The 23,550-nt window shown below is 61.4% G+C and carries 17 protein-coding genes and 4 pseudogenes; 8 read left to right on the top strand and 13 right to left on the bottom strand.

The genetic code is table 11. From position 1 onward, the window contains the following. Together AC1Q7H_RS27450 and AC1Q7H_RS27445 are read right to left on the bottom strand one after the other, a co-directional pair. A pseudogene (locus AC1Q7H_RS27450) lies at window positions 1–208 on the bottom strand (copper resistance protein B); the annotation flags it as partial. Between the two features lie 17 nt (window positions 209–225). Beyond that, window positions 226–2,112: a copper resistance system multicopper oxidase gene (locus AC1Q7H_RS27445; protein WP_492381920.1), complete on the bottom strand. Its 1,887-nt coding sequence runs from the start codon at window positions 2,110–2,112 to the stop codon at window positions 226–228. A gap of 202 nt (window positions 2,113–2,314) precedes the next feature. Between AC1Q7H_RS27445 and AC1Q7H_RS27440 the strand changes: the two genes are divergently transcribed. Continuing rightward, entirely contained in the window at window positions 2,315–3,001 is a 687-nt protein-coding gene (locus tag AC1Q7H_RS27440; RefSeq protein WP_053821777.1) for a heavy metal response regulator transcription factor, read from the top strand. After that, window positions 2,998–4,392: a heavy metal sensor histidine kinase gene (locus AC1Q7H_RS27435; RefSeq protein WP_116322063.1), complete on the top strand. Its 1,395-nt coding sequence runs from the start codon at window positions 2,998–3,000 to the stop codon at window positions 4,390–4,392. Before AC1Q7H_RS27440 ends, AC1Q7H_RS27435 begins: the two co-directional genes overlap by 4 nt. A 118-nt stretch (window positions 4,393–4,510) precedes the next feature. Here the strand turns inward: AC1Q7H_RS27435 and AC1Q7H_RS27430 are convergent. From AC1Q7H_RS27430 to AC1Q7H_RS27405, 6 genes and pseudogenes are all read right to left on the bottom strand, one after another. Further along, a pseudogene (locus tag AC1Q7H_RS27430) lies at window positions 4,511–5,547 on the bottom strand (IS630 family transposase). A 70-nt stretch (window positions 5,548–5,617) separates the two neighbouring features. Further along, the gene (locus AC1Q7H_RS27425) at window positions 5,618–6,691 is read right to left on the bottom strand and encodes a porin (protein WP_492381919.1); all 1,074 of its coding nucleotides are present in this window, start codon (window positions 6,689–6,691) and stop codon (window positions 5,618–5,620) included. Window positions 6,692–7,607: 916 nt separating this feature from the next. Next, complete coding sequence (copK, locus tag AC1Q7H_RS27420; protein WP_053821780.1) at window positions 7,608–7,892, bottom strand: periplasmic Cu(I)/Cu(II)-binding protein CopK; 285 nt, start codon at window positions 7,890–7,892, stop codon at window positions 7,608–7,610. An 88-nt stretch (window positions 7,893–7,980) separates the two neighbouring features. Further along, window positions 7,981–8,367, bottom strand: a complete 387-nt coding sequence (locus AC1Q7H_RS27415; protein ID WP_116322066.1) for a hypothetical protein — start codon at window positions 8,365–8,367, stop codon at window positions 7,981–7,983. Window positions 8,368–8,605: 238 nt separating this feature from the next. Then, the gene (locus tag AC1Q7H_RS27410) at window positions 8,606–9,598 is read right to left on the bottom strand and encodes a copper resistance protein B (protein ID WP_492381918.1); all 993 of its coding nucleotides are present in this window, start codon (window positions 9,596–9,598) and stop codon (window positions 8,606–8,608) included. Further along, window positions 9,595–11,541 carry a copper resistance system multicopper oxidase gene (locus AC1Q7H_RS27405; protein WP_116322067.1) on the bottom strand — a complete coding sequence of 649 codons (1,947 nt, stop codon included), beginning with the start codon at window positions 11,539–11,541 and terminating at the stop codon, window positions 9,595–9,597. Before AC1Q7H_RS27405 ends, AC1Q7H_RS27410 begins: the two co-directional genes overlap by 4 nt. 264 nt (window positions 11,542–11,805) lie before the next feature. Here AC1Q7H_RS27405 and AC1Q7H_RS27400 point away from each other — a divergent pair, with 264 nt between their 5' ends. The 4 genes from AC1Q7H_RS27400 (at window position 11,806) to AC1Q7H_RS27385 (ending at window position 17,740) form a co-directional block, all read left to right on the top strand. Next, window positions 11,806–12,132, top strand: a complete 327-nt coding sequence (locus tag AC1Q7H_RS27400; protein ID WP_062799392.1) for a four-helix bundle copper-binding protein — start codon at window positions 11,806–11,808, stop codon at window positions 12,130–12,132. 196 nt (window positions 12,133–12,328) lie between these two features. Next, window positions 12,329–14,149, top strand: coding sequence for a glycoside hydrolase family 15 protein (locus tag AC1Q7H_RS27395; RefSeq protein ID WP_492381917.1), 1,821 nt, complete (start codon window positions 12,329–12,331; stop codon window positions 14,147–14,149). Beyond that, complete coding sequence (locus AC1Q7H_RS27390; protein ID WP_116322069.1) at window positions 14,150–15,145, top strand: SDR family oxidoreductase; 996 nt, start codon at window positions 14,150–14,152, stop codon at window positions 15,143–15,145. Window positions 15,146–15,166: 21 nt separating this feature from the next. After that, on the top strand, window positions 15,167–17,740 hold the full coding sequence (locus tag AC1Q7H_RS27385; RefSeq protein WP_492381916.1) for a vitamin K epoxide reductase family protein: 2,574 nt from the start codon (window positions 15,167–15,169) through the stop codon (window positions 17,738–17,740). A 705-nt stretch (window positions 17,741–18,445) separates the two neighbouring features. Here the strand turns inward: AC1Q7H_RS27385 and AC1Q7H_RS27380 are convergent. The 4 genes and pseudogenes from AC1Q7H_RS27380 to AC1Q7H_RS27365 all read right to left on the bottom strand — a co-directional run bounded on the left by AC1Q7H_RS27380 (window position 18,446) and on the right by AC1Q7H_RS27365 (window position 21,661). Further along, entirely contained in the window at window positions 18,446–18,679 is a 234-nt protein-coding gene (locus tag AC1Q7H_RS27380; RefSeq protein WP_306437367.1) for a hypothetical protein, read from the bottom strand. A gap of 171 nt (window positions 18,680–18,850) precedes the next feature. Next, window positions 18,851–19,072, bottom strand: a pseudogene (locus AC1Q7H_RS27375) (IS630 family transposase); the annotation flags it as partial. Further along, window positions 19,072–19,488: pseudogene (locus tag AC1Q7H_RS27370) on the bottom strand (MFS transporter); the annotation flags it as partial. The pseudogenes AC1Q7H_RS27370 and AC1Q7H_RS27375, both read right to left, overlap by 1 nt. Window positions 19,489–19,732: 244 nt before the next feature. After that, window positions 19,733–21,661, bottom strand: a complete 1,929-nt coding sequence (locus AC1Q7H_RS27365; RefSeq protein ID WP_116322071.1) for a cytochrome c/FTR1 family iron permease — start codon at window positions 21,659–21,661, stop codon at window positions 19,733–19,735. Between the two features lie 186 nt (window positions 21,662–21,847). Between AC1Q7H_RS27365 and AC1Q7H_RS27360 the strand changes: the two genes are divergently transcribed. Next, complete coding sequence (locus AC1Q7H_RS27360) at window positions 21,848–22,078, top strand: DNA-binding protein (RefSeq protein ID WP_158577719.1); 231 nt, start codon at window positions 21,848–21,850, stop codon at window positions 22,076–22,078. Window positions 22,079–22,181: 103 nt separating this feature from the next. Beyond that, window positions 22,182–22,442: a hypothetical protein gene (locus AC1Q7H_RS27355; RefSeq protein WP_147316271.1), complete on the top strand. Its 261-nt coding sequence runs from the start codon at window positions 22,182–22,184 to the stop codon at window positions 22,440–22,442. A gap of 559 nt (window positions 22,443–23,001) precedes the next feature. On the opposite strand, the gene AC1Q7H_RS27350 is transcribed toward AC1Q7H_RS27355, so the two are convergent. Next, on the bottom strand, window positions 23,002–23,373 hold the full coding sequence (locus AC1Q7H_RS27350) for a DMT family transporter (RefSeq protein ID WP_116322074.1): 372 nt from the start codon (window positions 23,371–23,373) through the stop codon (window positions 23,002–23,004). Window positions 23,374–23,550: the final 177 nt, after the last annotated feature.

Below are 23,550 nucleotides of genomic sequence, written 5' to 3'. Positions count from 1 at the left end.
CCATGCCTTGCATCTGGCCGTCGGTGGCAGCGGTGCCGCCAACCTTGCCCGAAGACTTTGCTTTCGGAATGGACTTCGCCTTTTCCGCGACGGCGGGCGACGAAGTTTGCGTTGGAACCGCTTCGGTGTGGGCGTGCTGGGCCCAAGCTGCGCTCATGCCAGCGGAAGCAAGCACGGCGGCAAGTACTGTTCTTGTTGGTTTTTCCATGTGCATATCGGTTAGGGTCAGGCCACCACCACTTCGCGGAACATCCCGGCGTCCATGTGCAACATCAGGTGGCAATGCCAGGCCCACCGGCCCAAGGCGTCGGCGGTGACGAGGAAGCTGATGCGTTGCGCCGGTTGCACCGCGATCGTGTGTCGACGCGCGAGGAAGGCGCCATCCGGCGATTCGAGTTCGCTCCACATGCCATGCATGTGCATTGGGTGCGTCATCATGGTGTCGTTGTGCAAAATGACGCGCAGCCGCTCGCCATACTTAAAGTGCACCGGCGTCGAATTTCCGAACTCCACCCCGTCGATGGACCACGAGTAACGCTCCATATTACCGGTCAAGTGCAGTTCCACTTCGCGCCCGGGACCGCGTTTGTCCAACGGACCGCCAATGGTGTGCTGATCGGCCAGTGTCAGGACGCGGCGCCCGGTGTCGCGCAAACCGATGCCCGGGTCGTCCAAGTTGGTGCGCGCCATGTCAACGCGCATATCGGTGGTGGCGCCATACTCGGTCTTGGCGTGGCGCGCCTTGGTGCTGGGCACCTTCAGCGACGCATCGGTCGCCATGCCCCCCGACATGCTACCCATGGCATGCTGGCTGTGATCCATGGCCATAGCGCCATGGTTCATGCCTTGCATGCCCATCGAGCCGTGGTCCATGCCTTGCATGGCCATGCCGCCATGGCTCATTCCGCCCATGGCGCTGTGATCCATGCCGCCCATGCCTCCCATACTGCCCATCATGTCGGCCATGGTGAGCCACTGCGGCTTATCCACGGCGGGCACCGGTGCCGCCAGCCCGGCTCGAGTTGCCAGGGTGCCGCGGGCATAGCCGGTGCGATCCATCGACTGCGAGAAAATGGTATAGGCCTCGTCGCGCGGCTCGACCAGCACGTCACAGGTCTCGCCCGGGCCGAAGCGGAACTCATCGACGGTTACCGGTTCGATGTTCTGTCCATCGACTTGGATGACCTTAAGCTTGAGGCCGGGAATGCGCACATCGTAGAACGTGTTGCCTGCGCCGTTGATAAACCGCAGACGAACCTTCTCGCCCGGCTTAAACACGCCGGTCCAGTTGCCGGCCGGTGTGACGCCGTTCATCAAGTAAGTCAGCGTGGCGCCCGAGAGATCCGCCAGATCGGTCGGGCTCATCCGCATCTCGTTCCACATCTTGCGCTTAGCGAGCGCGCTCTTCATCCCATCACTGGAGACGTCGCGGAAAAAATCGATAACCGTCGGCTGGTTATAGTTGTAGTAGTCGCTCTGAACCTTCAGTTTCGAGAGCACGCGCATCGGATCTTCGTCGGTCCAATCCGAGAGCAGCACGGTATAATCGCGATCGGCTCGCACGCCATCCACGCCGGTGGCTGGATCGATGACAATGCCGCCATACACGCCGGTCATCTCCTGGAAGCCCGAATGCGAGTGATACCAATAGCTACCAATCTGGTCGACCTTGAAGCGGTAGGTGAAGGTCTCGCCCGGCGCAATGCCCGCAAAGCTGATCCCCGGCACGCCGTCCATCTCGAACGGCAGAATGATCCCGTGCCAATGAATCGACGTGTGCTCGCGCAACCGGTTCGTGACCCGAATCGTCACCGTTTCGCCTTGACGCCAGCGCAGCGTCGGCCCCGGCAACATGCCATTGATGGTGGTCGCGACGCGTGGCGTCCCGGTGAAGTTGACCACCGACTCGCCGATCACGAGGTCGAAGTCGGTCCCGCGCAGCACTGGTGCTGTGCCGGATAAGACATCTGCCGGTCGGCCTGACGGCTGAGCCCAGGCCGCACCGCCCAAGCCAGACAGCCCCGCCATCACGCCACCGGCGGCCAGACCCTGTACAAAACGGCGGCGCGGCAGATTAGGCAGCACAAGGCCAGACGGTCGATCACGTCGCATGAAATAGTCCTTTTTGCTTGAATGGCCGCGTCGGAAGGCGGCAGCAAGAGAGTAACGACAGCGAGGCTACCGTCAACTTACCCAAACATTACATTCCGGTAAGGTCTGGGTTACCCACAGAGCGTCTCGGTAGACTACCCCGTATTAGAGCCGGTCCAACAGGCGGGCACATAATCCGAAAGACGAGGGGGAGGGCACGAAGATGAAGCTGCTGGTGGTAGAAGATGAATCCAAGACCGGCGAGTACCTGCGCCAGGGGCTGACCGAGGCAGGATTCGTGGTCGACTTGGTCGCCAACGGGCTGGACGGACAGCACTTGGCGCTTAACGAAGCGTACGACCTGATTATCCTCGACGTCATGCTACCCGATCTCGATGGCTGGCGTATTTTGCAGACGATCCGCGCCGCGGACAACCCGGTTCCGGTGTTATTTCTGACCGCCCGCGACAGCGTGGCCGATCGGGTCAGGGGGTTGGAGTTGGGCGCTGACGACTATCTGGTCAAGCCATTCGCGTTCTCGGAACTACTGGCGCGCGTACGTACGCTATTGCGGCGCGGTACTGTACAGCTAGCGATGGACCGCATTCAGGTGGGCGATCTGGTGCTGGATTTGGGCAGGCGCCGGGCGTCGCGGGCCGGGCGCCGCATCACGCTGACCAGCAAGGAGTTTGCGCTGCTGGAGTTGCTCGCTCGCCGGCGCGGCGAGGTGCTGCCACGCTCGTTGATTGCCTCCCAGGTCTGGGACATGAACTTTGACAGCGATAGCAACGTGATCGATGTGGCCATTCGCCGCTTGCGGGCGAAGATCGACGATGACTTTGATATTAAGCTGATTCAGACCGTGCGCGGCATGGGCTACGTGCTGGAAGCGCCGGAGGAGCAGGCATGACGCATCGCCTGTCCCTGACGATGCGTCTGACCATCCTGTTTTCGCTCTGCTCTGCCGTGGTGCTGCTGGGCTTGGGCGTTCTCATCTGGCTGGCGATGGACCGCCACTTCGCCACCGAGGATTATGTGGTGCTCGGCGACAATATTCGCCTGATCGAAAAGATCGCGCAGGAAACGCCGGCCGAGCGGTTGCCCCAGCGGCTTCGGGAAATGGTCGATCACCATCCTGGCTTCGTCGCGCAGGTGCAGACCGCACAAGGCCACAAGCTGTATGCGACCAAGGACTTCGATTTTGCGATTGCTTTCGAGGCGATTCCGCGCGAATTGGCGCGTGACAATACCTTCGTCTGGCAGCAAGGCGAGCAGGAGTATCGCGGCATGCGCGCGCAGGTGAGTGCGGCTGACCCGCGCATTGCACCTTTGCGCGTCGTGGTTGGCATGGACACGGAAATCCACGCGCACTTCATGCATGCATTTCGTCGTTCGCTGGCGTTCTATACCACATTGGCGGTGCTCGCCAGCGGTCTCTTTGGTTGGTGGGCGGCGCGACGCGGGCTCGCACCCCTGCGCATGATGGCCTCACGCGCCAAGGGCGTCACCGCGAACAAACTGGATGCGCGCATGCCGGTCGAAGCCGTGCCGGTCGAGATGGCAGATCTGGCGATCACGTTAAACGCGATGCTGGAGCGACTGCAGGATGATTTTCGGCGGCTCTCGGAATTCTCCTCCGATTTGGCGCATGAGCTGCGCACGCCCATCACCAACCTGATGACGCAGACGCATGTCGTGCTATCGCAGCCGCGAGATGCCGCCAAATATCGAGAGGTCCTGGCCTCGAATGCCGAGGAATTGCAGCGGCTTGGGCGCATGGTGTCCGATATGCTGTACTTGGCCAAGATGGAGCACGGCATCACACTGCCGAATGAGGAAGCGATCAACGTGGCTGATGAAGTACAGGCGCTGTTCGAATTCTACGACGCGCTGGCAGAGGACAAGGGCGTCAATCTACGGCTTGATGGGCAAGCGAAAATTACCGGCGACCGTCTGATGTTACGCCGAGCGCTCAGCAATCTGCTCTCGAACGCTCTACGCTATACGCCGTCCGGCAAAGAGATCCGGGTCGAGACGCGCGAGCAGGGCGGCAGCACGTCGATCGTAGTCGAGAATGAGGGCGAGGAAATCAGTCCCGAGTTGCTGCCATCGCTATTCGACCGCTTTTTCCGTGCCGACAAATCAAGGACCCGTGCGGAGTCCGAAAGCGTGGGACTGGGTCTCTCCATCACGCAAGCCATCATGTTTGCGCACGGGGGCCAGATTTCGGCGGAATCGTCGGAAGGCACTACGCGCTTCATTTTGACGTTTCCCCGCCAGCGAAACGCCGCCCGGAGCTAGACGGTTGGCCTCCAGCGCGTCGCCGCATAAAAATAGCCACGGCGTTGCGGCGCCGTGGCTAGTGGTCCTTTGGTAAAAGGACCGTTCAACCTATTGATCCGGCATTGTATCTACAATCTCATGCGGCATCACGAAGCGGTTTGGGCTCGAAACTCGCTTTTGGTCCGCTCGGGCTGTCGTTGACACCTTCACAGGTACATGGACGTCGCCTTGACCAGTTGCAGCTTGGTGCGCGCCGGCGTCAGCGTTGTGACGGCCGGCTTGAGGTCGGCGAAGGCCCTCTCGTCCGGGGTTGAGTTCGGGTCTGTAGCTTGGCCGGTAGAAGACTTCGATTTCGCGCTTGTGCTCGGCCAACCACGCCTTTACCCGCTTGCTGTGATGCACGCGCAGATTGTCCAGGATCAGGTAGACCTTGCGCTTGGCGCCCTTGACCAGCCGTTTCACGAAATTGATCAGGATGTCGGAATTGAGCGCGCCGTCGAATACCAACCAGCGCATCGTTCCCTGGTTGGTAACGCTGGAGATGACCGACAGTCCATGGCGCTCGTTGTTCACCCGTACCACCGGAGTCTGGCCGTGCGGAGCATGGCCGGGCCCGCGTACGTCATTGCTGCGCAAGCCGGTATCATCGCCCCAGTGGATCTCGGCGGCTTCTGCCTTGGCGCTCGCCACAATGACCGGATATTCCTCATCGAGCCACTGCTTCACTGCCGCTGGCGGCTCGTAGGCCTTCTGGATCGGCCTCTGCGGCGTGAAGCCCCAGCGCTCGTGGTAAAGACCTAGGGTGCGTGCAGCGAGTTCGATGCCGTAGCGATCGCGGATCAGTTTGGCCACCGCCTGGCGCTGCCACAGCGGGTACCCCAGCTTCATCTGATCGGGCGTACGGTCGCGAATCAGGCGCAGCACTTCACGCTCCTGCTCGGCCGTCAGCGTGCGTCCAATGCCGCGGGGTCGTCCCGGCCGCGTAGTGTCCACCGCCTTCCAGCCGCCCGCTTCATACGCCTTGAATGCCGCACTCACCGTCGCGCGCGTCAGCTCGCACTGCGCCGCCGCCTCGTTCACGCTCACGCCTTGAAGCCGCATTCTCACCGCTCGCCGTCGCCGCTCGTTCAACGCGTCGACCGACAGCGTCCTCGAGTCGATTTTGTCATGCATCATCTGACTAACCCTCTCGAGAACGTCCCCTATTTGTGTGCCGGATCAACAGGTATTCAGGCGGCTTTGCTTAAAACTTATGGCGTAGACCCAGCACGACACCGGTCTGGTTGTCGCCCGGCACGACATTGACCGGCGCGCCACTGCTGGCGTTAAAGCCGTTCAAGCCCAACTGTGAGCCACCTTTGTTACGGACATAGCCGACATTGAAGTACATGTCGGTGCGTTTGGAAAACGCGTAATCGGTCGAGGCCACGAACATCAGCGGATCGGCGCCGGAACCCCGCACATCGGTATAGTACGCTGCGCCGGTGAGCGACAGCGCCGAGGTCAGCTGATAACGCAGGCCTGCCCAATACAAGTTGGAGCGCATTGCGCTTACCGCGCTCGAGATATTTCCGTTGAGCCAACGATAACCGGCATACAGCTTTGCTGGTCCGATCCCATAGCTGATCCCCACTAACGCGCGCCGGTCCTTTTGCCCCTGCGATGCAACGGTTGACCCCTGGTACTCGTCGTACAGGGCGCCCAGGGAAAGCGGTCCAGTCGAATACACCAGACCCGCACTCATCTCCCGGTCCACCTTCGGCTCGCCGGGGACTTCGCCGCCGCCAGTGCGGCCGAAGCTGTACAGTGCCATTGCGGTCACGCCGCCAAACGTGCCCTTGTACTTGACGGAATTGTCCGCGCGACCGGCAATGGTATCGTCGCTCTTGAAAAGCGAGTATCGCGGCGCGAAACCCATGGGATCAAACTGAATGGCGGTGTCGTATAGCACCGTGGTCTGGCGACCAAGGGTCAACTGACCATATGGGCTGGACAGCCCGACCAGCGCGCCCCGGTCAAACAACCGGCCGGCGCTACTCGACTGCGCGGTATCAAGGGCGAAGCCGCTCTCCAGTTCGAACACCGCTTTGAGGCCACCGCCGAGATCTTCCGTACCCCGCAAGCCCCAACGCGAGGTCGACATATTGCCGGCCGACATGCGCACCTGGTTGGTGCCGCCGCTCGACGATGGCACATTCGATAAATATTCGATGCCGACATCGGCGACGCCGTATAGCGTAACACTCGTCTGCGCATAAGCCCCCAATGACAGCGACCCCAGCAGCATGCCAGCGGCGGTCATCTTTCTTCTTTTCATAGCGTCTCCAGTTCGCCACGTTATTGGTATTCGATAGGCACTGAAGTCTAGTGAGACCAAGCTTACTGCGACATTGCAAGCCGGTTACATTGTTGGGGCGATGCAACTTGTGCAGCGCGCAGCGGTCGCCCCTTCCCACGGAATTAGCAGGCATGCGCTCGCGCTGGGCTAATGGGAAGTAGACGACAGGGGAGTGCGCGACGGCGGGATGATGTCTTGTCATGTTCTCGTAATCTCTGTGACAGACCGGCCGCCCTAGAATCAATGGCGTTGCCGCCTTGGGTCAACAGGAGCGCCCCGTTCTTTCAGGTGCCAGGTGGCATGCCGCGTCATGATGCTGGCCGTCAGATCCCACGAAGACAGCCTGCGTCCAGTTCTTTTTTAGGGAGACTTCGATTGAATCTGATCCGAACCGGCTTATCGGCGTTGCTTGTTAGTCTTAGCGCTTCTGCGTTGGCGCACGCCCCCATTTTGGATCTCGATCGGGGCCCTGCCGCTTTCGTGCCCGGTGGCCTGGCCGAGCCGCGCCCTACGGAGTGGCTGATCGACGTCGGGGCGCGGGTCGACGCGACCTGGCGCCGAACACTTGGTGCGGGGGAGGGGTGTGTGCTGGTTCTGGACAATCCCCGCAACGAGCCAGCCGAGGTCACCGTAGTGATTTCCCAGGATGACGCCGGACACGCGATGCCCGGAACGCGCCCGGTATCGCTGCGCATCCCTGCTCATGGTCGCCATGCCCTGACACTGCAGGCCTCTCGGTCGCTTAGCGTGTCCGTATACGCTGAGAAATAATGCAGCGCCCGCTCATCGCTCGGGCCGCGTGGGTGACGCTGAGCATGGCAAGCGGCCCCGACGGGCTCCGAGCAAGGGCACTGCACGGCGCCCGCTTGCTCAGAGCCCGTGTCAGGTCGCCCGCTTAGCCGCCTTCGCGGTGACCTTTGATGAGGGCGTCGTCCAGACGGAACACCTCATTGCCCTTCATCAGGATCTTGCTACCGTCTTTGGTCTCCATGACCTTGCCTTCTGGCATGCTGACGGACTTGCCGTACTTGTTCTCCATGCCCATCTTGCCGTCTTTGAAAACGTGGACTTTTGATCCGTCTTTGAGCTCATAGGTCTTCACGACCGTGCTCAAATCGGTCGCGGCGGCAGTAAGCGATACCGCGGCAATCAGGCTTGCAACGACAAGTTTGCTTTTCATCTTCAAGATCTCCTTTGGCTCGGTGGCACAGGTTGAGACTGCGTTGGCACACGCGGAAAGCGCGTACCGAAAAGGGGGAACGTCTAGACTATTGCGGTGGCGCCGGTCGGGGCTGGCCGCAGTCACGGTTTTGTCGCTTCGCCTCTCGCGACGGCTTAGATTTGGCAGTATTCGATGGCGCCGCGGCGCCGTTGCCGTGCTTGAATAAGCGGTGCCGGGGGTTCACGGCAAGCGCATACTGCGGGGTTTCCTTGTCCCGCTGCGCTGTACAGTCCAGCGACCTGCTTTCCCATTCATGGTCCACGGCAGGCCACATCGCGGGCGCGGCAGGAGCCGGCACGCCACCGCACTGCAGCCACCAGTTACTGCTGAGCTCTTGCCTGGGCTCCCAGCCGATTTGAATGGCGCCAATCGCACCGGGCGCGATGCCCATTGCCGCGCCACCGAGCAGGACCAGCAGCTTTCCGACTTTCATGGGTCCTTTCCTGAGTTGGCCGGCGACGTGTGCCACGCGTGCCAGCATGGCACGCGGAGAGGACGCAGACTAACGCCCCATCAAACGGGGCCCCCCTATGGCTGCTTGCACGTGCGTCATAATGACCATTCTATTTTCCCGCGCGCGGCCTTCGCAGGCGTGATACGAAATGTAATCGCACAGTAAGTTGGCGGTTAACCAGCAGCGGGCTTGAACCTGGCCGGCGTCTCAAATGGGTTCAGAACCAGATTCGCACGCCGGCAACGATTTGCTTGTCGGTGGTCCGCTCTCCGGCAGCACGCGCAAAATCCGCGGTATTGCCCAGCTTCTTGCCCCACACCACGCCTAGGTAGGGGGCGAACTGGCGACGGATCTCGTATCGCAGTCGCAAGCCAAGCTTGAACTCGGACACGCCGCTGCCAATGCCTCGCGCCTCATCTGCCTTGCTATAGGCGTTCGCCTCGAACTCCGGCGTCAACAGCAGACGTTGGGTGAAGCGAATATCGTAGGTAGCCCGCACTCGGGCGGCAGCGCGTCCCGACGACCCCAGATAAGCCGTGGCTTCGATATCAAACCAATAAGGCGCCAGGCCTTGCACGCCAAAGGCGCCCCAGGTCCGCGGCGGCCCATTGCCGAAATCCTGGCGCACGCCCAGTTGCCAATCCCAGAACGGCGCAAAGGCGTGTCCCCACAGTGCCTCAGCTCTGGCATCCTCTGTGTTGCCATACAGACGCGTGCCTTCCGACTTGACCCATAACCGGTTCAGATCCCGTCCTACCCAGGCGAGCATGTCCCAGGCCAGTCCAGAGCCGCCGGGTGCCTTGACGTACTCGAGGCGATCGAATAGCACCTGATAGTAGATATCGTTATCGGCCATCGTATCCCCAGGCATGGGAATGCCTCGGTTCGGATCTGCCATCGGCACCGGGGCCTCCTTCACCTGGATGATCGCATTCGCGCCGCCGGGCACTGAGGCAGATTCTGTCGGACTGACTGCGGGATGGCTTGGCGCTGGCTTCCCGGCTGGAGCTGCGGTCTTTGGTGGCATCGGGGCATCGTGCGCCATGCCCGGCATCGGCGTATCGTGTGTCATACCTGGCATCGGCGCCATCGTCTGCGCCGCCACGCTGTGGCACTGCACGCTGGCCAAGAGAGCCAGGCTTGCGAGAAGGATGAGACGGTGGTTGGGCACGTCAATCTCCCTGGCGTTGGCGCGGTTCAACCCGCTCATGCGACCACGACCTTGCGGAACATGCCGGCTTCCATGTGGTAAAGCAAGTGACAATGAAAGGCCCATTGTCCCGGCGCATCGGCCGTCACCAGGAAGCTGACTTGTTTGGACGGCTGGACGTTGATCGTGTGCTTTCTGACCAGCGCCTGGCCTTCGTGATTTTCCAGCTCGCTGAACATCCCGTGCAGGTGCATCGGGTGGTTCATCATGGTGTCGTTGATCAGCGTGATGCGCAGGCGCTCCCCGTAGTAGAGCCGGATCGGTTCGGCTTGGGAAAACTTCTTGCCGTCGAGGCCCCAGATGAAACGGCGCATATTGCCGGTCAAGTGCAGTTCCAACTCCCGGCTGGGCGGGCGCTTGTCGATCACCGGGCCGAGCGTTTTAAGGTCCGCGTAGGTCAACACTCGCCTGCCGTTGTTGCGCAGTCTTGGCCCCGGATCCGACAGCGAGCGGGAAGGGTTCATCGAGCGCATGTCGACCTGTGGCCCCATGCCAGGCATATTGCCCATCTTGCCCATGTCATGCCCCATCTCGCCACCGGTTTTTTGCATCCCCGGCTTCGCGTCGGACTTGCCGTGGTCCATGCCGGCCATTCCGGCATGGGCGTCCTTCGCTGGCCCGGACATGGTCGACATGTCATGCCCCCCCATGCCCCCCATGCCCCCCATGGCGCCCATGCCCGCCTCCGGCGTCATTGGTTGCATCGTGGGTGCGCCACCCATGGACTCCATCCCCATGCGATCCATGGCCATGGATGGTTTCTGATCCATCTTCATGGCCCCCATTTCCATGCTGCCCATATCCATGTCCGCCATGTCGCCCATGCCCATATCGGCCATGGTGAGCCAGGTCTTCGGATCGAGCTTGGGCACGTCGGCTTCCATCCCGACTTCCGGTGCGAGTGTCGCCCTGGCGTAGCCGCTGCGATCGATCGACTGAGCAAAGATGGTGTGCGCCTTATCGTCCGGCATCTGCACCACTACGTCATAAGTCTCGGCGACGGCAATGCGGATTTCATCCACCGGTACCGGTTCGACATCCTGCCCATCAGCCGATACCACCGTCATCTTCACGCCGGGAATTCGGACGTCAAAGTTGCTGGTCGCCGAGCCGTTGATAAAGCGCAACCGCACGCGCTCCCCGGCTTTAGCGATCGCTGTCCAATTTTTATCCGCGGGCGTGCCGTTGATCAGGTAGGTAAAAGTGGCTCCCGAAACATCGGCCAAATCGGTCGGATTCATTCGCATCTGGTTCCACATCGCGCGCTTAGCCAAGGCCTCGGACAGCCCCATTTCGGACACATCTCGGGCAAAGTCGCCCACCGTCGGCATCTGAAAGTTATAGACGTCGCTCATCTTCTTGAGCTTCGCGAACACCATTTCCGGGTTTTCATCCGTCCATTCGCTGAGCATCACGACATAGTCGCGATCGACCTTGATCGGGTCTGGATGCATTGGCTCGATGACCAGCGGTCCATACAAGCCGGTCTGCTCCTGAAAACGGGTATGCGCGTGGTACCAATAGGTGCCGGCTTGCCGCACTTGAAAGCGATACACGAACGTCTCGCCCGGCCCGATGCCGGGAAAGGAGATACCCGGCACGCCGTCCATCTGAAACGGCAGCAAGATGCCGTGCCAGTGAATTGATGTTTGGGTATCGAGCAAGTTGGTCACGCGCAGCGTGACCTCGGTGCCTTGCTTCCAATGCAGAATCGGCGCGGGGATGGAGCCGTTCACACTGGTGGTAGGCCGGATACGGCCGGTAAACGACATGGGCGTCGCGCCAATGGCCAGCTCAAACGTGGTCCCTGTCAGCACGACCGGATGGCCTTGGCTCTTCAAGGCCCAAGCGGTGCGTGGATACGCGCCCAGGCTCGCCAAGCCGCCTCCCGCGATCAGGCTTCCCAGCAGTCGGCGGCGGCCCAGTGAGACGGGGCGAAGCATGGCATCGCTAGGGCGTTCGAACACGTTGTCTCCTCGCGCAATGGTGAAACGTCCACTTAGCATAGTGCGCGCCACGTCGAAGCAAAAGCTCCTTTAGCGTCATCAGCCTGGACAAAACATGTGCTGTCACCGGTTGCGTCATCGTCGCGTAATGCTCCTGTAAGGTAGCCGCTCCCAGGCTGTCGTCTGCTTCCTGTGGCGCGCGAATTGCTCTCAATTTGGCGGCGTCTCGCACGCTGGTCGAATTTCTTTAGGAGCTTTGCCATGCCACATGAAAACTATCTATCTTGTATTGAAGCCTGTCACGCCTGCACAGTCGCCTGTCATCACTGTGCGGCGTCTTGTCTGCGTGAGCCAGAGGTTGAGGCCATGAAACGCTGCATCGCACTCGACCTGGACTGTGCCGAAACATGTGCCTATGCCGCGGCGATGATGGCGCGCGATAGCCAGTACGCGCGCGCGATTTGCGCGCTGTGCGCGAAGGTCTGTGAAGAGTGTGGGACGGAGTGCGCCAAGCACGAGGCGCAGCATTGCCAAGAGTGCGCACGTGCCTGTCAGGAGTGCGCGCAGGTCTGTCGCGCCATGGCGTAGATCCAGGTAGCCCAACGACTCGATCTTGGACGGCAACGCGCGGCTCGGCGGTGAAGCCATGGCACGCCGCGAACTTGAGCCGTGTAACGGCAGGCATAGCGCGTTGTAGTTCTTTCCCGCGCTAGCGCCAGATGTAAGCCAGGATCCCGACCTCGGCAATGCGTGTTGCCAGCGTGGCGAGGGTCAAGGAGACGGAGTGTTCACCAACCCCAGGTATCCGCCCATTGCCGACTATGCCGTCATTGGCAACACGCATAGCGTGGCGTTGGTGAGCACGTCGGGGTCCATCGACTGGTGCTGTATGCCGCACTTTGACGCCGGCGCCGTATTTTGCAGATTGCTCGATGCTAACCGTGGAGGCTACTTTCAAATCCGGCCGACGGGTCGTGCGATCAGTTCGCGCAATTACCGGGTCCCAGGGGGCGTACTGGAAACCATGTTTGAAGCCAGCGGCGGGATCCTTCGCCTGACCGACTTCATGCATAGCGAGCGGCTCGCACGCAGTCGGCTGGACCATGACTCACCCGAGTGCCATCGGCTGTTGCGGCGCATTGAGGCGATCGTTGGCGAGGTGAGGGTGGAACTTGTGTTCAGTCCGAGCTTTGACTATGCGCGCAAGCCCCACCAATGGGAAGTCGGTTCGCATGGCGTGACCGCTGTATGCGAACACCAACGTCTCAGCCTGGTATGTTCGCCGCCGCTGCCGCTGCCGCTGGCGACCGAAGCGCACCGCGCCAAAGGTGTGGCCATCGTGCGGCCCGGCGCGCCGCTGTGGGCGATTGCGTCCTTCCAACAAGACGGGCCGGACCGCCCTGTGCACGACCCCCAGGCGGTCCTTGATGAGACCCTACGACATTGGGGCGAGTGGCAGCAGCAATGCACCTATCGCGGTCCCTTCGAACGAGAAGTGCGCACCAGCGCCTGTGTTCTCAAGTTGCTGACGTTTGGCCCGACCGGAGCACTGGTGGCGGCGCCAACCACCTCGCTGCCGGAGTGGATCGGTAGCAGCCGCAATTGGGACTATCGGTTTTGTTGGCTGCGCGACTCGGCCATGGTGCTGCGCGCGTTGATGGCGCTGGGCCATCACGAGGCCGCAATGGACTTCTTTCGTTGGATCGAGCGATTTTGCGATCTCGAACGACTGCAGATCATGTACCGGATCGATGGCAGCCCGAACCTGCCTGAGCAGGAGCTTCGCCATCTTGACGGGTACCGTGCGTCCCGTCCGGTGCGTATCGGCAATGCGGCGGCGGAACAGGTGCAACTGGATGTCTATGGGCATGTCCTCGACGCGGCCTGGGTGTGCCAACAGGGCATGCCAATGACACTGTCCGCCCCAATGCGGCGCGTGCTCGCCCGGCTAGCCGACGCCGCCGCGGCGCGCTGGCGTGAGCCGGACCAAGGATTCTGGGAGACGCGCGGGGTGCCCCAGCATTTCGTATCATCCAAGCTGATGTGCTGGGTGGCGTTGGACCGTGCCATTGCGCTGGCACAGGCTGGGCAACTCGACGGAAACGTTGCTGTCTGGAAGCTCGAACGGGACGCGCTGCGTCGCGTCATCGAGGGGCAGGGGTTTCACCACGGGACTGACGCGTTCACGCAAAGTTTCGGATCGCCAGCTTTGGATGCGAGCGCGCTACTGATCCCGCTGACCGGCTTTCTCCCCGCGACTGACGCGCGCGTGAAAGCAACCGTGGCCCGTATTCAGCGGGATCTCACCAAGGATTCGCTGGTCTATCGGTACCGCATCCACGATGGCGTGCCAGGAGAAGAGGCGACCCTCGCCATCTGCAGCTTCTGGCTGGTACAAGTCCTGGCCCGACAAGGCCGGGCCAAGGAGGCGATCAAACTCTTTCGGCACATCTGCTCGTTTGCCAGCGATCTCGGCTTATTCGCGGAAGAGATCGACCCGGATAGCAAGGCGCTGCTGGGCAACTATCCGCAAGGCTATACCCATCTGGCACTGATCCAGGCTGCGCTGGACATTCAGCAAGCGCAGCAACGCGGGGAGGCCTGAATGCATCCGCCCAACATTGTTGTCGTCACCGGTGGCACCGCAGGCGTGGGGCTCGCTGCCGTGCGGGCCTTTGCGCAGCGCGGGGACTGGATCGCGATCCTGGCAAGAGAGCCGGATCGCCTGGCCCGGGTCTGTAGCGAATTGCGCGACCTGGGGATCCTGGCGCTGGGCATCCCCGTCGATGTCGCCGATGCCCAGCAGGTGGAGGCAGCAGCGTCGCGCATTGAGCTCGAACTGGGACTGATCACGATTTGGGTGAACAATGTCTCTACGACCGTGTTTGCGCCGGTCGCCGAAACAACGGCGGCCGAGTATCGCCGCGTCACGGAAGTGGTCTATCTGGGCGCGGTGCATGGCACGTTGGCCGCGCTGAAACGCATGTCGGCGCGCAATCATGGCTGTATTGTGCAGACCGGCTCGGCGCTGGCCTATCGGTCCATCCCGCTACAGTCAGCATACTGTGGGGCGAAGGCGGCGATCCGTGGCTTTACCGATTCCCTGCGTTCGGAACTCGTTCACGATCATTCGTCGGTGAGACTGACGATGGTGCATTTATCGGCGTTCAATACGCCGCAATTCGATTGGTGCCGCAGCAAGTTGCCACGCCGTGCCCAACCAGTGCCGCCAATATTCCAGCCGGAAATCGCCGGTGAGGCCATTGTCTGGGCAGCCACGCACGGCCCTCGCGAGGTATGGGTGGGCTGGCCAGCCGCCAAAACCATTCTGTCCAGTCGATTTTTCCCAGGCCTGGGTGATCGTGTGGCGGCCAGACAGGCGTATGAGGCACAGCAGACCCAGGAACCCGCCCACCCCGATCGGCCCGATAACCTGTTTGTACCGGTCGTGGGCTTGTTTGCAGCACATGGCCGCTTTGACAATCAAGCGAAGTCAACCAGTGCGCAGTGGTGGATCTGCGTGCATCGCTGGCAAGTGTCCGCAGCGATCGGTGTGGCCGCCGTGGCTGGCCTGCTCGGTCTCTTCATGATAGTCAGATAGCACCCCGGCAAGGAGTCGGCGTTGGCACATAGCACGGACACGATTGTGGTAGTGGGGGCAGGATCGCTGCTCGGCCGCGCCGTAGTGGCGCGCCTGTTGGAGCAATACCGTGTGGTCGCGCTCGATGGCGAAGACCTTGCCGCAGCGTTCCCCAGTGCGCTAGCGCTTCGCATCGACGCGACACGTGAAAAAGATATGGCGCAGGCATTCGATGCGGTGATAGCCGGTCACGGCGAGCTTATAACGTCGGTCGTCTATGTGGTCAGCGAGATGGAAGACGCGCCCAATGCGGACGGCAGCGTGCAGCGGATCGCGGCGGAACTCGACCTTGTCGGCAACCTGCAACGCATCATTGTTGAATTGCAGCGGTGCGCGGTGGGTCAATTCGTGCTGGCCGGCACCTTGCTAGTCCATGCCCCGTCGCAACCCGGCAATCCGATCAATGAAGCCTCGCCCATCGATCCCAAATCGCCATTGCGGGCGATGATGATCAGGGCGGAGCACCTGCTCCAGCACGAACTCGGCGCCGTACCGCGGTTGATGCTGCGGCTCGCGCCGCTCTACGACGATCTCGGTCATAACGCTTTCCTGGTGCAGCAGATCGCGGCAAGCTACGAGTCCAGCCTTGTCGCCCGGGCCGACACACGTCCGGACACCGCCCATGTGTTCCTGCACGTCGATGACGCGGCAGCGGCGGTCGCGCACGCTGTCGCAGCGCGCGGCCAGTTGCCTTGCAAGTTGTCGTTAGTGCTTGCCGAGGAGGAGGCAGTGACACCAAGGCAACTGCGGGCAGCAATTTTGCACGCACTGGATGGCCCGGGCGAAGCGATGCGGCCGCAGGCCGGCGTCGGGGCGCGCCTTTACTCACGCTGCCAGCATGCGCGAAATGTCGGTGACGCCTCTGACCCGGAACTGCGATGGCTGGCAAGCGATCATTATGAAGTGGACAGCGCCAGCGCGCGCGAGAGGCTAAATTGGCGGCCTGAGCGCCGAATTCTAGAAACGATGCCTCGCATCATCGCGGCGCTGAAGCAGGACCCGGTCAGTTGGTATCGCGCTAACCGGCTAAACACGGCCATCATCGCCGACCATCACCCCGTGGTGCGACACGGCAGCGTGACCGTCAAGGGCGCGCCGGAAATCAGCGGCTCCGCCGCTAAGCACGAGCACGAGCACGAGCACGAGCACGAGCAGCATATGCGCGACGCCCATTACAGCCTGTTATGGGCGCATTATCTCAACATCTTGCTTGGTGCCTGGTTACTCACAAGCCCTTTTGTCTTGGGCGCCTTTGATACTCGGGAGTTTGGCACGCTGGTAATGCAAGTGACCGCAGAACGCGGTCTTGCGCCCCCTGCGTTGCGCATGACGTGGCTGGGCTGGAGCGACATGGCCAGCGGCAGCCTGATCATGGGCTTCGCCACATTGTCTCTTTCGCGTCGCTTTTCATGGGCGCAGTGGGGCAACGCCTGTGTCGGGCTCTGGTTGCTGTTCGCGCCACTGGTGTTCTGGGCGCCGTCCTCGGCCGTCTACAACAACGATGTGATCGTCGGCGGCTTCCTCATCGCCTTTGCCATCCTCGTACCCATGATGCCAGGCATGAGCATGGCGTCGATGAAGGACCAGTCCGATCTGCCGGTCGGGTGGACGTACTCGCCGTCCACCTATTTGCAGCGGCTGCCCATTATCGGGCTGGCCCTGTTCGGGTTCCTGATCGCACGCCAGCTCACGGCGTATCAACTCGGCCATGCGGCGGCGGTTTGGGAGCCGTTCTTTTCTCCTGACGCGCAAAAAAACGGGACGGAAACCATTATTACCTCCGCCGTGTCCCGGTCCTGGCCGATTCCGGACGGTGGCCTTGGCGCGGTCAGTTATCTGCTGGAGGTGTTGATGGGCGCGATGGGTGGGCGCCAGCGTTGGCGCACCATGCCTTGGATGGTGGCGGCATTTGGGATCGTCGTCGTGCCCCTTGGCGTGGTGAGCATCTATTTCATCATTATCCAGCCAATCGTGATCGGGACCTGGTGCACGTTGTGCCTGATCGCTGCGGGCGCAATGACGCTGATGATCCCTTATACGTTGGATGAACTGGTTGCAATGGGTCAGTTTCTGGGACAAGCGCATCGGCGCGGCGAGCCGGTACTTCGCCTCTTCTTCGTGGGCGGCGCCTCGCCAGGAAGCCAGCGCGACCGGCGTCCCGGTTTCGATAGCGCATTGTCCGACGCGATGGCGTCGGCGTTGCGTGGTGTGCAATGGCCCTGGACACTGGTTGCGTGTGTCGGAGTTGGCATCGCGCTGATGTTCACGCGCCTGTTGTTTGGCACCATTCCGCCGTTAGCGGACAGCGATCATTTGATCGGTGCGCTCGTAATTGTTGTCGCTGTGGCCGCGCTCGCAGAGGTAGCAAGGTTACTGCGCTGGATCAATGTCGGCTTTGGCGCTTGGTTGGTCATCGCACCGTGGGTGCTCAGCGGCGGAAATTCCGCGGCGGCGGCATTTGGGGCCGTCGCAGGGCTTGCGTTGATCGGATTGAGCCTGCCGCGCGGCTGGCGCAGCCGGGAGCACTATGGTAGCTGGGATCGGCTCATTCGGTAGCGGAATGCGGCGAACTGGCGGCGGAGTCGCCGCCAGTTTGACCGTCGGCCAGCGTGCCTTTGTTATCGGACCTCGCCTTCATGCATCATGCCTAACAATCATCTAGCCATCATTAACCTCTCCCGCCTTGACATCCTGATTGCGTCGCTTCAGGCAAACGCCGCCTTGCAACGTCGCCGACTTGTGCGCAGTCGGCCAGCAGCAGCGAAGGACGGCCGGGCGCAAAACTTGCTGGAAGTACAACTCGCAGCGCTCACCGCCCTACGGGCGATACGCTTTAATCTAGTCGAGTCGGCGCCAGCGCCACGCAATGTTGATGGCGCCGCAATATTTGATCAGGCCGCACGGCGGCAGTCTTTGCCCTTCGGAGCACTATGCCCAGTGGTCGCCGCTGTGTCGAATTGCGCCTGACGGGGCGTTCTTATCCCTTTATCAGTAACGAATCCAGCCAGCTTTGAATGCAAGAGCTGCGCCGACGCTTTGTCAGCGTACCGTGGCGGCCGGCAGCGGATGACAAGCCTTGTTCCGCAGGGCCCGCCCCGCGGGACAGCTTACGCTTGCACGATGGCCAGTCGACGGCAGCGGTTGGCATCGTGCAACAACGAACAAAATGGGCACCCCCGCCTGCTTCAGATAGGCGTTTTTGCCATCCCGTCGAAGCAAATGCAGTCGTCGGAGGGGACGGCCCCACGAGAAACTGCCCGGTTACAGCGGAGCCCCATCGGAAGACGACATATATCTTCCAGCGTTCGCGCCATCGGTGTATGGGTCGAACTTGCCCGCTCTGGCGTCATCGGTATATGAATCGAATTTGCCTGTCTTCGCGCCATCGGTGTACGGCCCAAACTTGCCGGCCGAGGCCATGGCCGGCACTGTGGAAAGCACACCTGCAACGGCAACAATGGTGGCAATGACAGCGCAACGTTGGATCATCGTCATGATCGTCTCCCCCAACTCTACACGCGGCTTCTTCAGCCTTGTAAACCACTCTAGCCGGTCATGACTCACGCAAGCATGATGCTCGCGTTACGAATCTGTCACGTTACGCGCTGCGCGAAGCGGAATTCAACAATCCGCCTTCGCGCAGCCCGCCTTCACGTTCAGGGTCAACTAGTCCGCTGAACCAGAAGATTCGCACCGGATGCGGCGCGTCGGATCGGAGTACTTCCATTTCAGCGGGGCGGCCAGCTTGTTGTATTGACGGATCCAGCGCTTGAGCTTTTTATCGAGGTCCTTCGTACTGGTGAACACGCCACACGTGATGACGTCGCGCTGGATACGGGCAAACCAGTTCTCGGCCTGATTCAGCCACGATGAGTACGTGGGGGTGTGCTCATTGCCAGCACGAGGTGGGCCAGAATCAGAATCACAAGACCCCATGCCAGCAGCGTGGTATGACGCAGGCGATCGGAGAGCTTGCCAAACGGATAGGCCGACAACGAATATACGACGTTCATCTCGACCAACACCAGCGGCGCCAAGTACGGAGGCAGGCCGACCTGCTGGGCACGCAGGACCAGAACGCCTCGCTGAAGCGAGCAAGCGTAAACAGCGCCCCAATCGCGATGACTTGCCACTATGAGCCGAGACGGACAAGGTTTGCCCACTTGATCGGATTGGTTCGCTTGGCGCCGACATGAGGCTCGGGTTCTCGCACCCCCACCCATCAGCAGCAGCACGGAGAGAATGCCCGGGATGACCGCCACCCAGAAGACGGCGCGGAAATCGTTCGCCCACAGAATCATCAGCACCAGATCGCCGAAGGGATCTGGCTTAACGTGATGCGAGGGGATGCGGTCACGGCGATTCCTTTGAGGCCAGGTTGGCGCCGGGACGATGTGCGCTCCCATGCGAGGCGCACGGGAGCGGCACGGCTGAATCGTGGCGCCCGGATTCACACAGTTGGGGCGAAAAGGCGAGGCGCCCGACGTTCTATGGCAGGGAAATCAGCCGTGGAGCCGTGCTCCCTAGCGTGGCACCGCCTTGGCGGCGTTAGGCCTGGGTAGATGCCCGCTGCGACCGGAAATTGTAGGCGATGCTTGCCGCGATAATGAGCAGAATCAGAATTTGCGCGGTGACGGTCTGGACAGACGGGTAGACGCCGAGGACGTCGATACGGGGCAGCGAGATCGGCGTAACCTGCAGGAAGCCGACTTTCTGTAGCGCTGCCACGCCTTTGCCGATCAGGACGACCGCCAACACGCCGACCAGTGCCGAGCTGAAACCGAAGAACTGACGGATTGGAAGGCGCGCCGAGGAGCGGAGGAGGACAATGGCGATCACAGCCAGGATGGCGATACCCGACGCAAGCCCTGCGAGCAAGTAAACGCCGTTGTCCTCTGTCCACAGAGCAGCGTAAAAGAGGACCGTTTCAAACACTTCTCGGTAGACTGTAACGAACGACAGCAGGAAAAGCATCAGCGCCGATTTCTTGTTCAAGGCCGACGACAGCTTTTCTTTCACATAGGCTTGCCATCGACCCGCAAGACTCTTCTGGTGCATCCACATGCCCACGCCGAGCAATACGATCGCAGCAAACACTGCGGAGAACCCTTCCGTCATCTCGCGGCTGGCGCCGCTCAGGTCGACGACGTAGGTGGCGACCGCCCAGGTCAACCCGCCAGCCGCCAGCGCGGCAATCCAGCCCCCATGCACGTAGGGCAGGACATCGGTGCGATCCGCTTTCTTCAGGAACGCCATCATCGCGACGACCACCAACAGGGCTTCAAGCCCTTCTCGCAGCAGGATTGTCAGGGCGCCGAGGAAGGTCGAGACGGCGTCATTGGTGCCGCCCAGTGCCTCCTGTGCCTCGTCAAGCTGTGATTGCAACTGCTGTGCAATCTCGTGGGCACGTTCCACTTGGCCCGCGGTCACGGCATTGCGATAGAGCCCCATCGTCTTCTCGATATCCTGGAAGAGCGTCTGGTTCTTGGCAGCGAGCGCCGGCTCGACGGGCTCGAAGCCGTCGAGGTAGGCGGCCAACGCCAAGCGCGAAGCCGCCTGCCTGTCGTCCTTGTCCAAGGCGGACACGCTTTCCTTCAGCTTATCTTTGGCAATCACCAGGCTGTCGGTGTTTGATGTCGCGAGTGAACCTGGCGTACTCCTCAGGTAGGCCGTCAACTGGCGCGAGACGTCCGCCCCGATCGTCTTGGCGAGCGAAGCTTCGGAGGCCTGGCTTAACATGGCCAGCGTGGGCACGGCTGCATGGAGAGCCGGTTGCGATGCCCACAACTTGGCACCAGCCTGGCGGTCGGCATCCGAATACGAGAGGGTCGAGGCAAAATAGGCGAGCGCCCAGCGATCGTCGTCCGAGAGCTGGGCAAAACCCGGCATCGACGTTCCCTCCACCCCGCGCGTGATGATCTGCTGGAGCGCAAAGACGCTGCGCTCCTGGGCCCGCTCATGATCGGCCAGGGCGATCGGCGGCGGGCTCAGCTTTGCAGCCAGTGGGCCGTCTGCGTGCCCGGAGACGCCGTGGCACGAAGCACATTGGCTTTGGTAGAGCTTTGCCCCTTGTTGCAGATCGGGCAGCTTGCCAGGGGCCATCGGAACCGGATAGGCCGCGAGGAGTCCACCGGCCAGTCTGCGGGCTTGCTCCCCGACCGTTTCGGGCGGTGCTTTCTCCGAAATGGCTGCACGCAACGCCGCCGCTTCCTTGGCCAGCTCTGGCGCGGCTGGCGTTGGCGGCAACTCGGCTAGCTGCCGTTCGGCTGCCTGCGCGAACTCCTGCATCTCAGCATATTCGGCCTCGTTGGCGACGTGGCCATCCTTGACGGACCGACCATAGTCGACAGCAAGGTAGTCCAGCAATTGCCAGATTTGCTTGGCCTTGTCTTGCGTCGCCAGAGGATCGGCATGCGCGGTCGAGACCGTCACGAACAGAGAACACAGAACAAGGGAGAGAATGCGCAGCGCTTGCATGGGGGGCTTACCGGCGGAACGGTGAATTCGGGAACAAATGCGAATGATTGTAATTCATATTTTTGGCGCGACGTCACTATCCGGCCAAGGATGGGGGCGGCCGGTAGTCGCGTATATGCGAAGTCTCACATATCCTCAGGGTGGCTTACTGATGTGACAGCTCATCGTGAAAAAGCAAGCAGCCGTATGACCATCAACGACGAGTTGAAGCTCTGGAACGATGAGCGGACGCGCTTCGCTGCCCTCAGCGCGGCTTTGCCGCCGGCGGTGGCCAAAGCGATGATCTCCGCCTGGGCGGAGGCCGTGGAGCACGGCGAGCGCGTGTTTGCTGAGCGGCATGAGGAAATGGAGGCTGAGCTGGCCGCGGTCGTCGAGCAGGCAAAGCGCTGGTCATCGCCAACGAAGGCTCCAGGATGAAGTGCGCGCGCTCCGGGTCCAGCTCCCTGAGCGCCAGGCAGCACCGATCGCGCCTTGTCCAAGCTAGCAGGCGAGTGCTGCCAAGGAGGCCGCGTTTGGTCACTTGCAGAACGTCGAAAGGCGCTGGCAAGCCAGCGTAATGAGGCAACTCAGGTCCTGGCGGGATGCCAAGCGTGACAGCGCATGCGAATTGGAAGATCTGCGCGCCGCGCTGGCAGAACGAGAAGCGGCGGCACGGGCCGAGATCGACAAGGCGACCGCACTGTTGGAAGGCGTGCAGAAGCAAGTCATGCTGCAAGCCAAAGAGGCCAACACGCGCAGCAGCGCGCGGAACCACGCTCACGAAGGTGCAGCAGCGAAATGAGCAGCTTGTCAGCCAAGTCCAGCAGTTGTCGGCCGAAGTGGCGAGCCAGCATCGTTAGGCGGAGCGTATGCAGCAGCAGTTCACGGGCGCCGCAGAGGAGGCGGGAAGATTCGGAAGGAGCGTGATTCCATGGCACAGAAACTTGCCTTACAGCAGGGCCGGATGGAAGCGCAATCCGAACCGGTGACCGCGCGAACTGCAAGGCGAGCATGCGGTTAGTGGGCAAAGCAGACGCTCTCTGCTTCGCCGCAATTCAATGCGTCCACCCTTTAACAATCAACAGGTCGGGTCGAAAAGCGGCGGATTTCATCAGGATTCCGGCCGACCCTCTCTTTGGCTTCGCGCCGCCAATCTGACATGCGGTGGGTCGTTGAGCCTTCACATGTTGTCGATGGTTGCCGTCCTGCATGTCGCGCTTGGTTCTCCATCGAGACCAGCGCCAGTGCCGCGGTGAAGAAACGCATGACTAGAAAACCGGGAATGCATGGCCAAAATGCCATTGATAACGACTGGACGCCGGTTGAAAAATGGGTGCGTGGCGGTACGGCGCGCGGCCACTTCAGGAGCGGGCAACCAAAAGCACGCCACCCAAAATCAGCAGCATGCCGGCCACTCGCATTGGGCCAATCATTTCACCCAGTAGCCAGGAGGCGGCCATGGCATTGAGCACATAGCCGACCGACAACATGGGGTAAGCCACCGACACCTCGATGCGCGAGAGACCCACGATCCAAACCACCACGCCAATCCCATATAACGCAAGGCCTGCAACTACTTGCCATTGGATCAGCACCTGCAATAGGGCATTCACGAGCGCCGCACGCTCCAGCGGGATAGCTCCCACGGTGCTGACACCGGCCTTCAACAACAACTGTGCCGCCGCGTTGCACAGGACGCCGGCAAAAAGGAAAGCAAAGCTGGATAGCGCCATCAAGCGATGTGTCATTCAGGACAAATGGAATACGCCAGCATCACCGCTCCCGCTGGACGAAGAATGGTCGGCCGCGCCATTGCCCCGAACTGGCCTAAGCCATCTCCTTATACAGAAGTAGTACCGCGTCCGCAGCGGGGCATGGAGCATGCGGCCGCGGAAATTTCGAGGTAAGGG

The sequence above is a fragment of the Cupriavidus sp. GW823-FHT06D04 genome (assembly GCF_058795055.1).
The sequence above is the reverse complement of the archived record's forward strand: the minus strand, read 5'-3'. Positions and strand labels throughout refer to the sequence as shown.

Coding starts and splice junctions, on each gene's coding strand:
- AC1Q7H_RS27445 (WP_492381920.1), bottom strand. CDS start 2,112: ATGCGACGTGATCGACCGTCTGGCCTTGTGCTGCCTAATCTGCCGCGC.
- AC1Q7H_RS27440 (WP_053821777.1), top strand. CDS start 2,315: ATGAAGCTGCTGGTGGTAGAAGATGAATCCAAGACCGGCGAGTACCTG.
- AC1Q7H_RS27435 (WP_116322063.1), top strand. CDS start 2,998: ATGACGCATCGCCTGTCCCTGACGATGCGTCTGACCATCCTGTTTTCG.
- AC1Q7H_RS27425 (WP_492381919.1), bottom strand. CDS start 6,691: ATGAAAAGAAGAAAGATGACCGCCGCTGGCATGCTGCTGGGGTCGCTG.
- copK (WP_053821780.1), bottom strand. CDS start 7,892: ATGAAAAGCAAACTTGTCGTTGCAAGCCTGATTGCCGCGGTATCGCTT.
- AC1Q7H_RS27415 (WP_116322066.1), bottom strand. CDS start 8,367: ATGAAAGTCGGAAAGCTGCTGGTCCTGCTCGGTGGCGCGGCAATGGGC.
- AC1Q7H_RS27410 (WP_492381918.1), bottom strand. CDS start 9,598: ATGAGCGGGTTGAACCGCGCCAACGCCAGGGAGATTGACGTGCCCAAC.
- AC1Q7H_RS27405 (WP_116322067.1), bottom strand. CDS start 11,541: ATGCTTCGCCCCGTCTCACTGGGCCGCCGCCGACTGCTGGGAAGCCTG.
- AC1Q7H_RS27400 (WP_062799392.1), top strand. CDS start 11,806: ATGCCACATGAAAACTATCTATCTTGTATTGAAGCCTGTCACGCCTGC.
- AC1Q7H_RS27390 (WP_116322069.1), top strand. CDS start 14,150: ATGCATCCGCCCAACATTGTTGTCGTCACCGGTGGCACCGCAGGCGTG.
- AC1Q7H_RS27380 (WP_306437367.1), bottom strand. CDS start 18,679: ATGACGATGATCCAACGTTGCGCTGTCATTGCCACCATTGTTGCCGTT.
- AC1Q7H_RS27365 (WP_116322071.1), bottom strand. CDS start 21,661: ATGCAAGCGCTGCGCATTCTCTCCCTTGTTCTGTGTTCTCTGTTCGTG.
- AC1Q7H_RS27360 (WP_158577719.1), top strand. CDS start 21,848: ATGACCATCAACGACGAGTTGAAGCTCTGGAACGATGAGCGGACGCGC.
- AC1Q7H_RS27350 (WP_116322074.1), bottom strand. CDS start 23,373: ATGGCGCTATCCAGCTTTGCTTTCCTTTTTGCCGGCGTCCTGTGCAAC.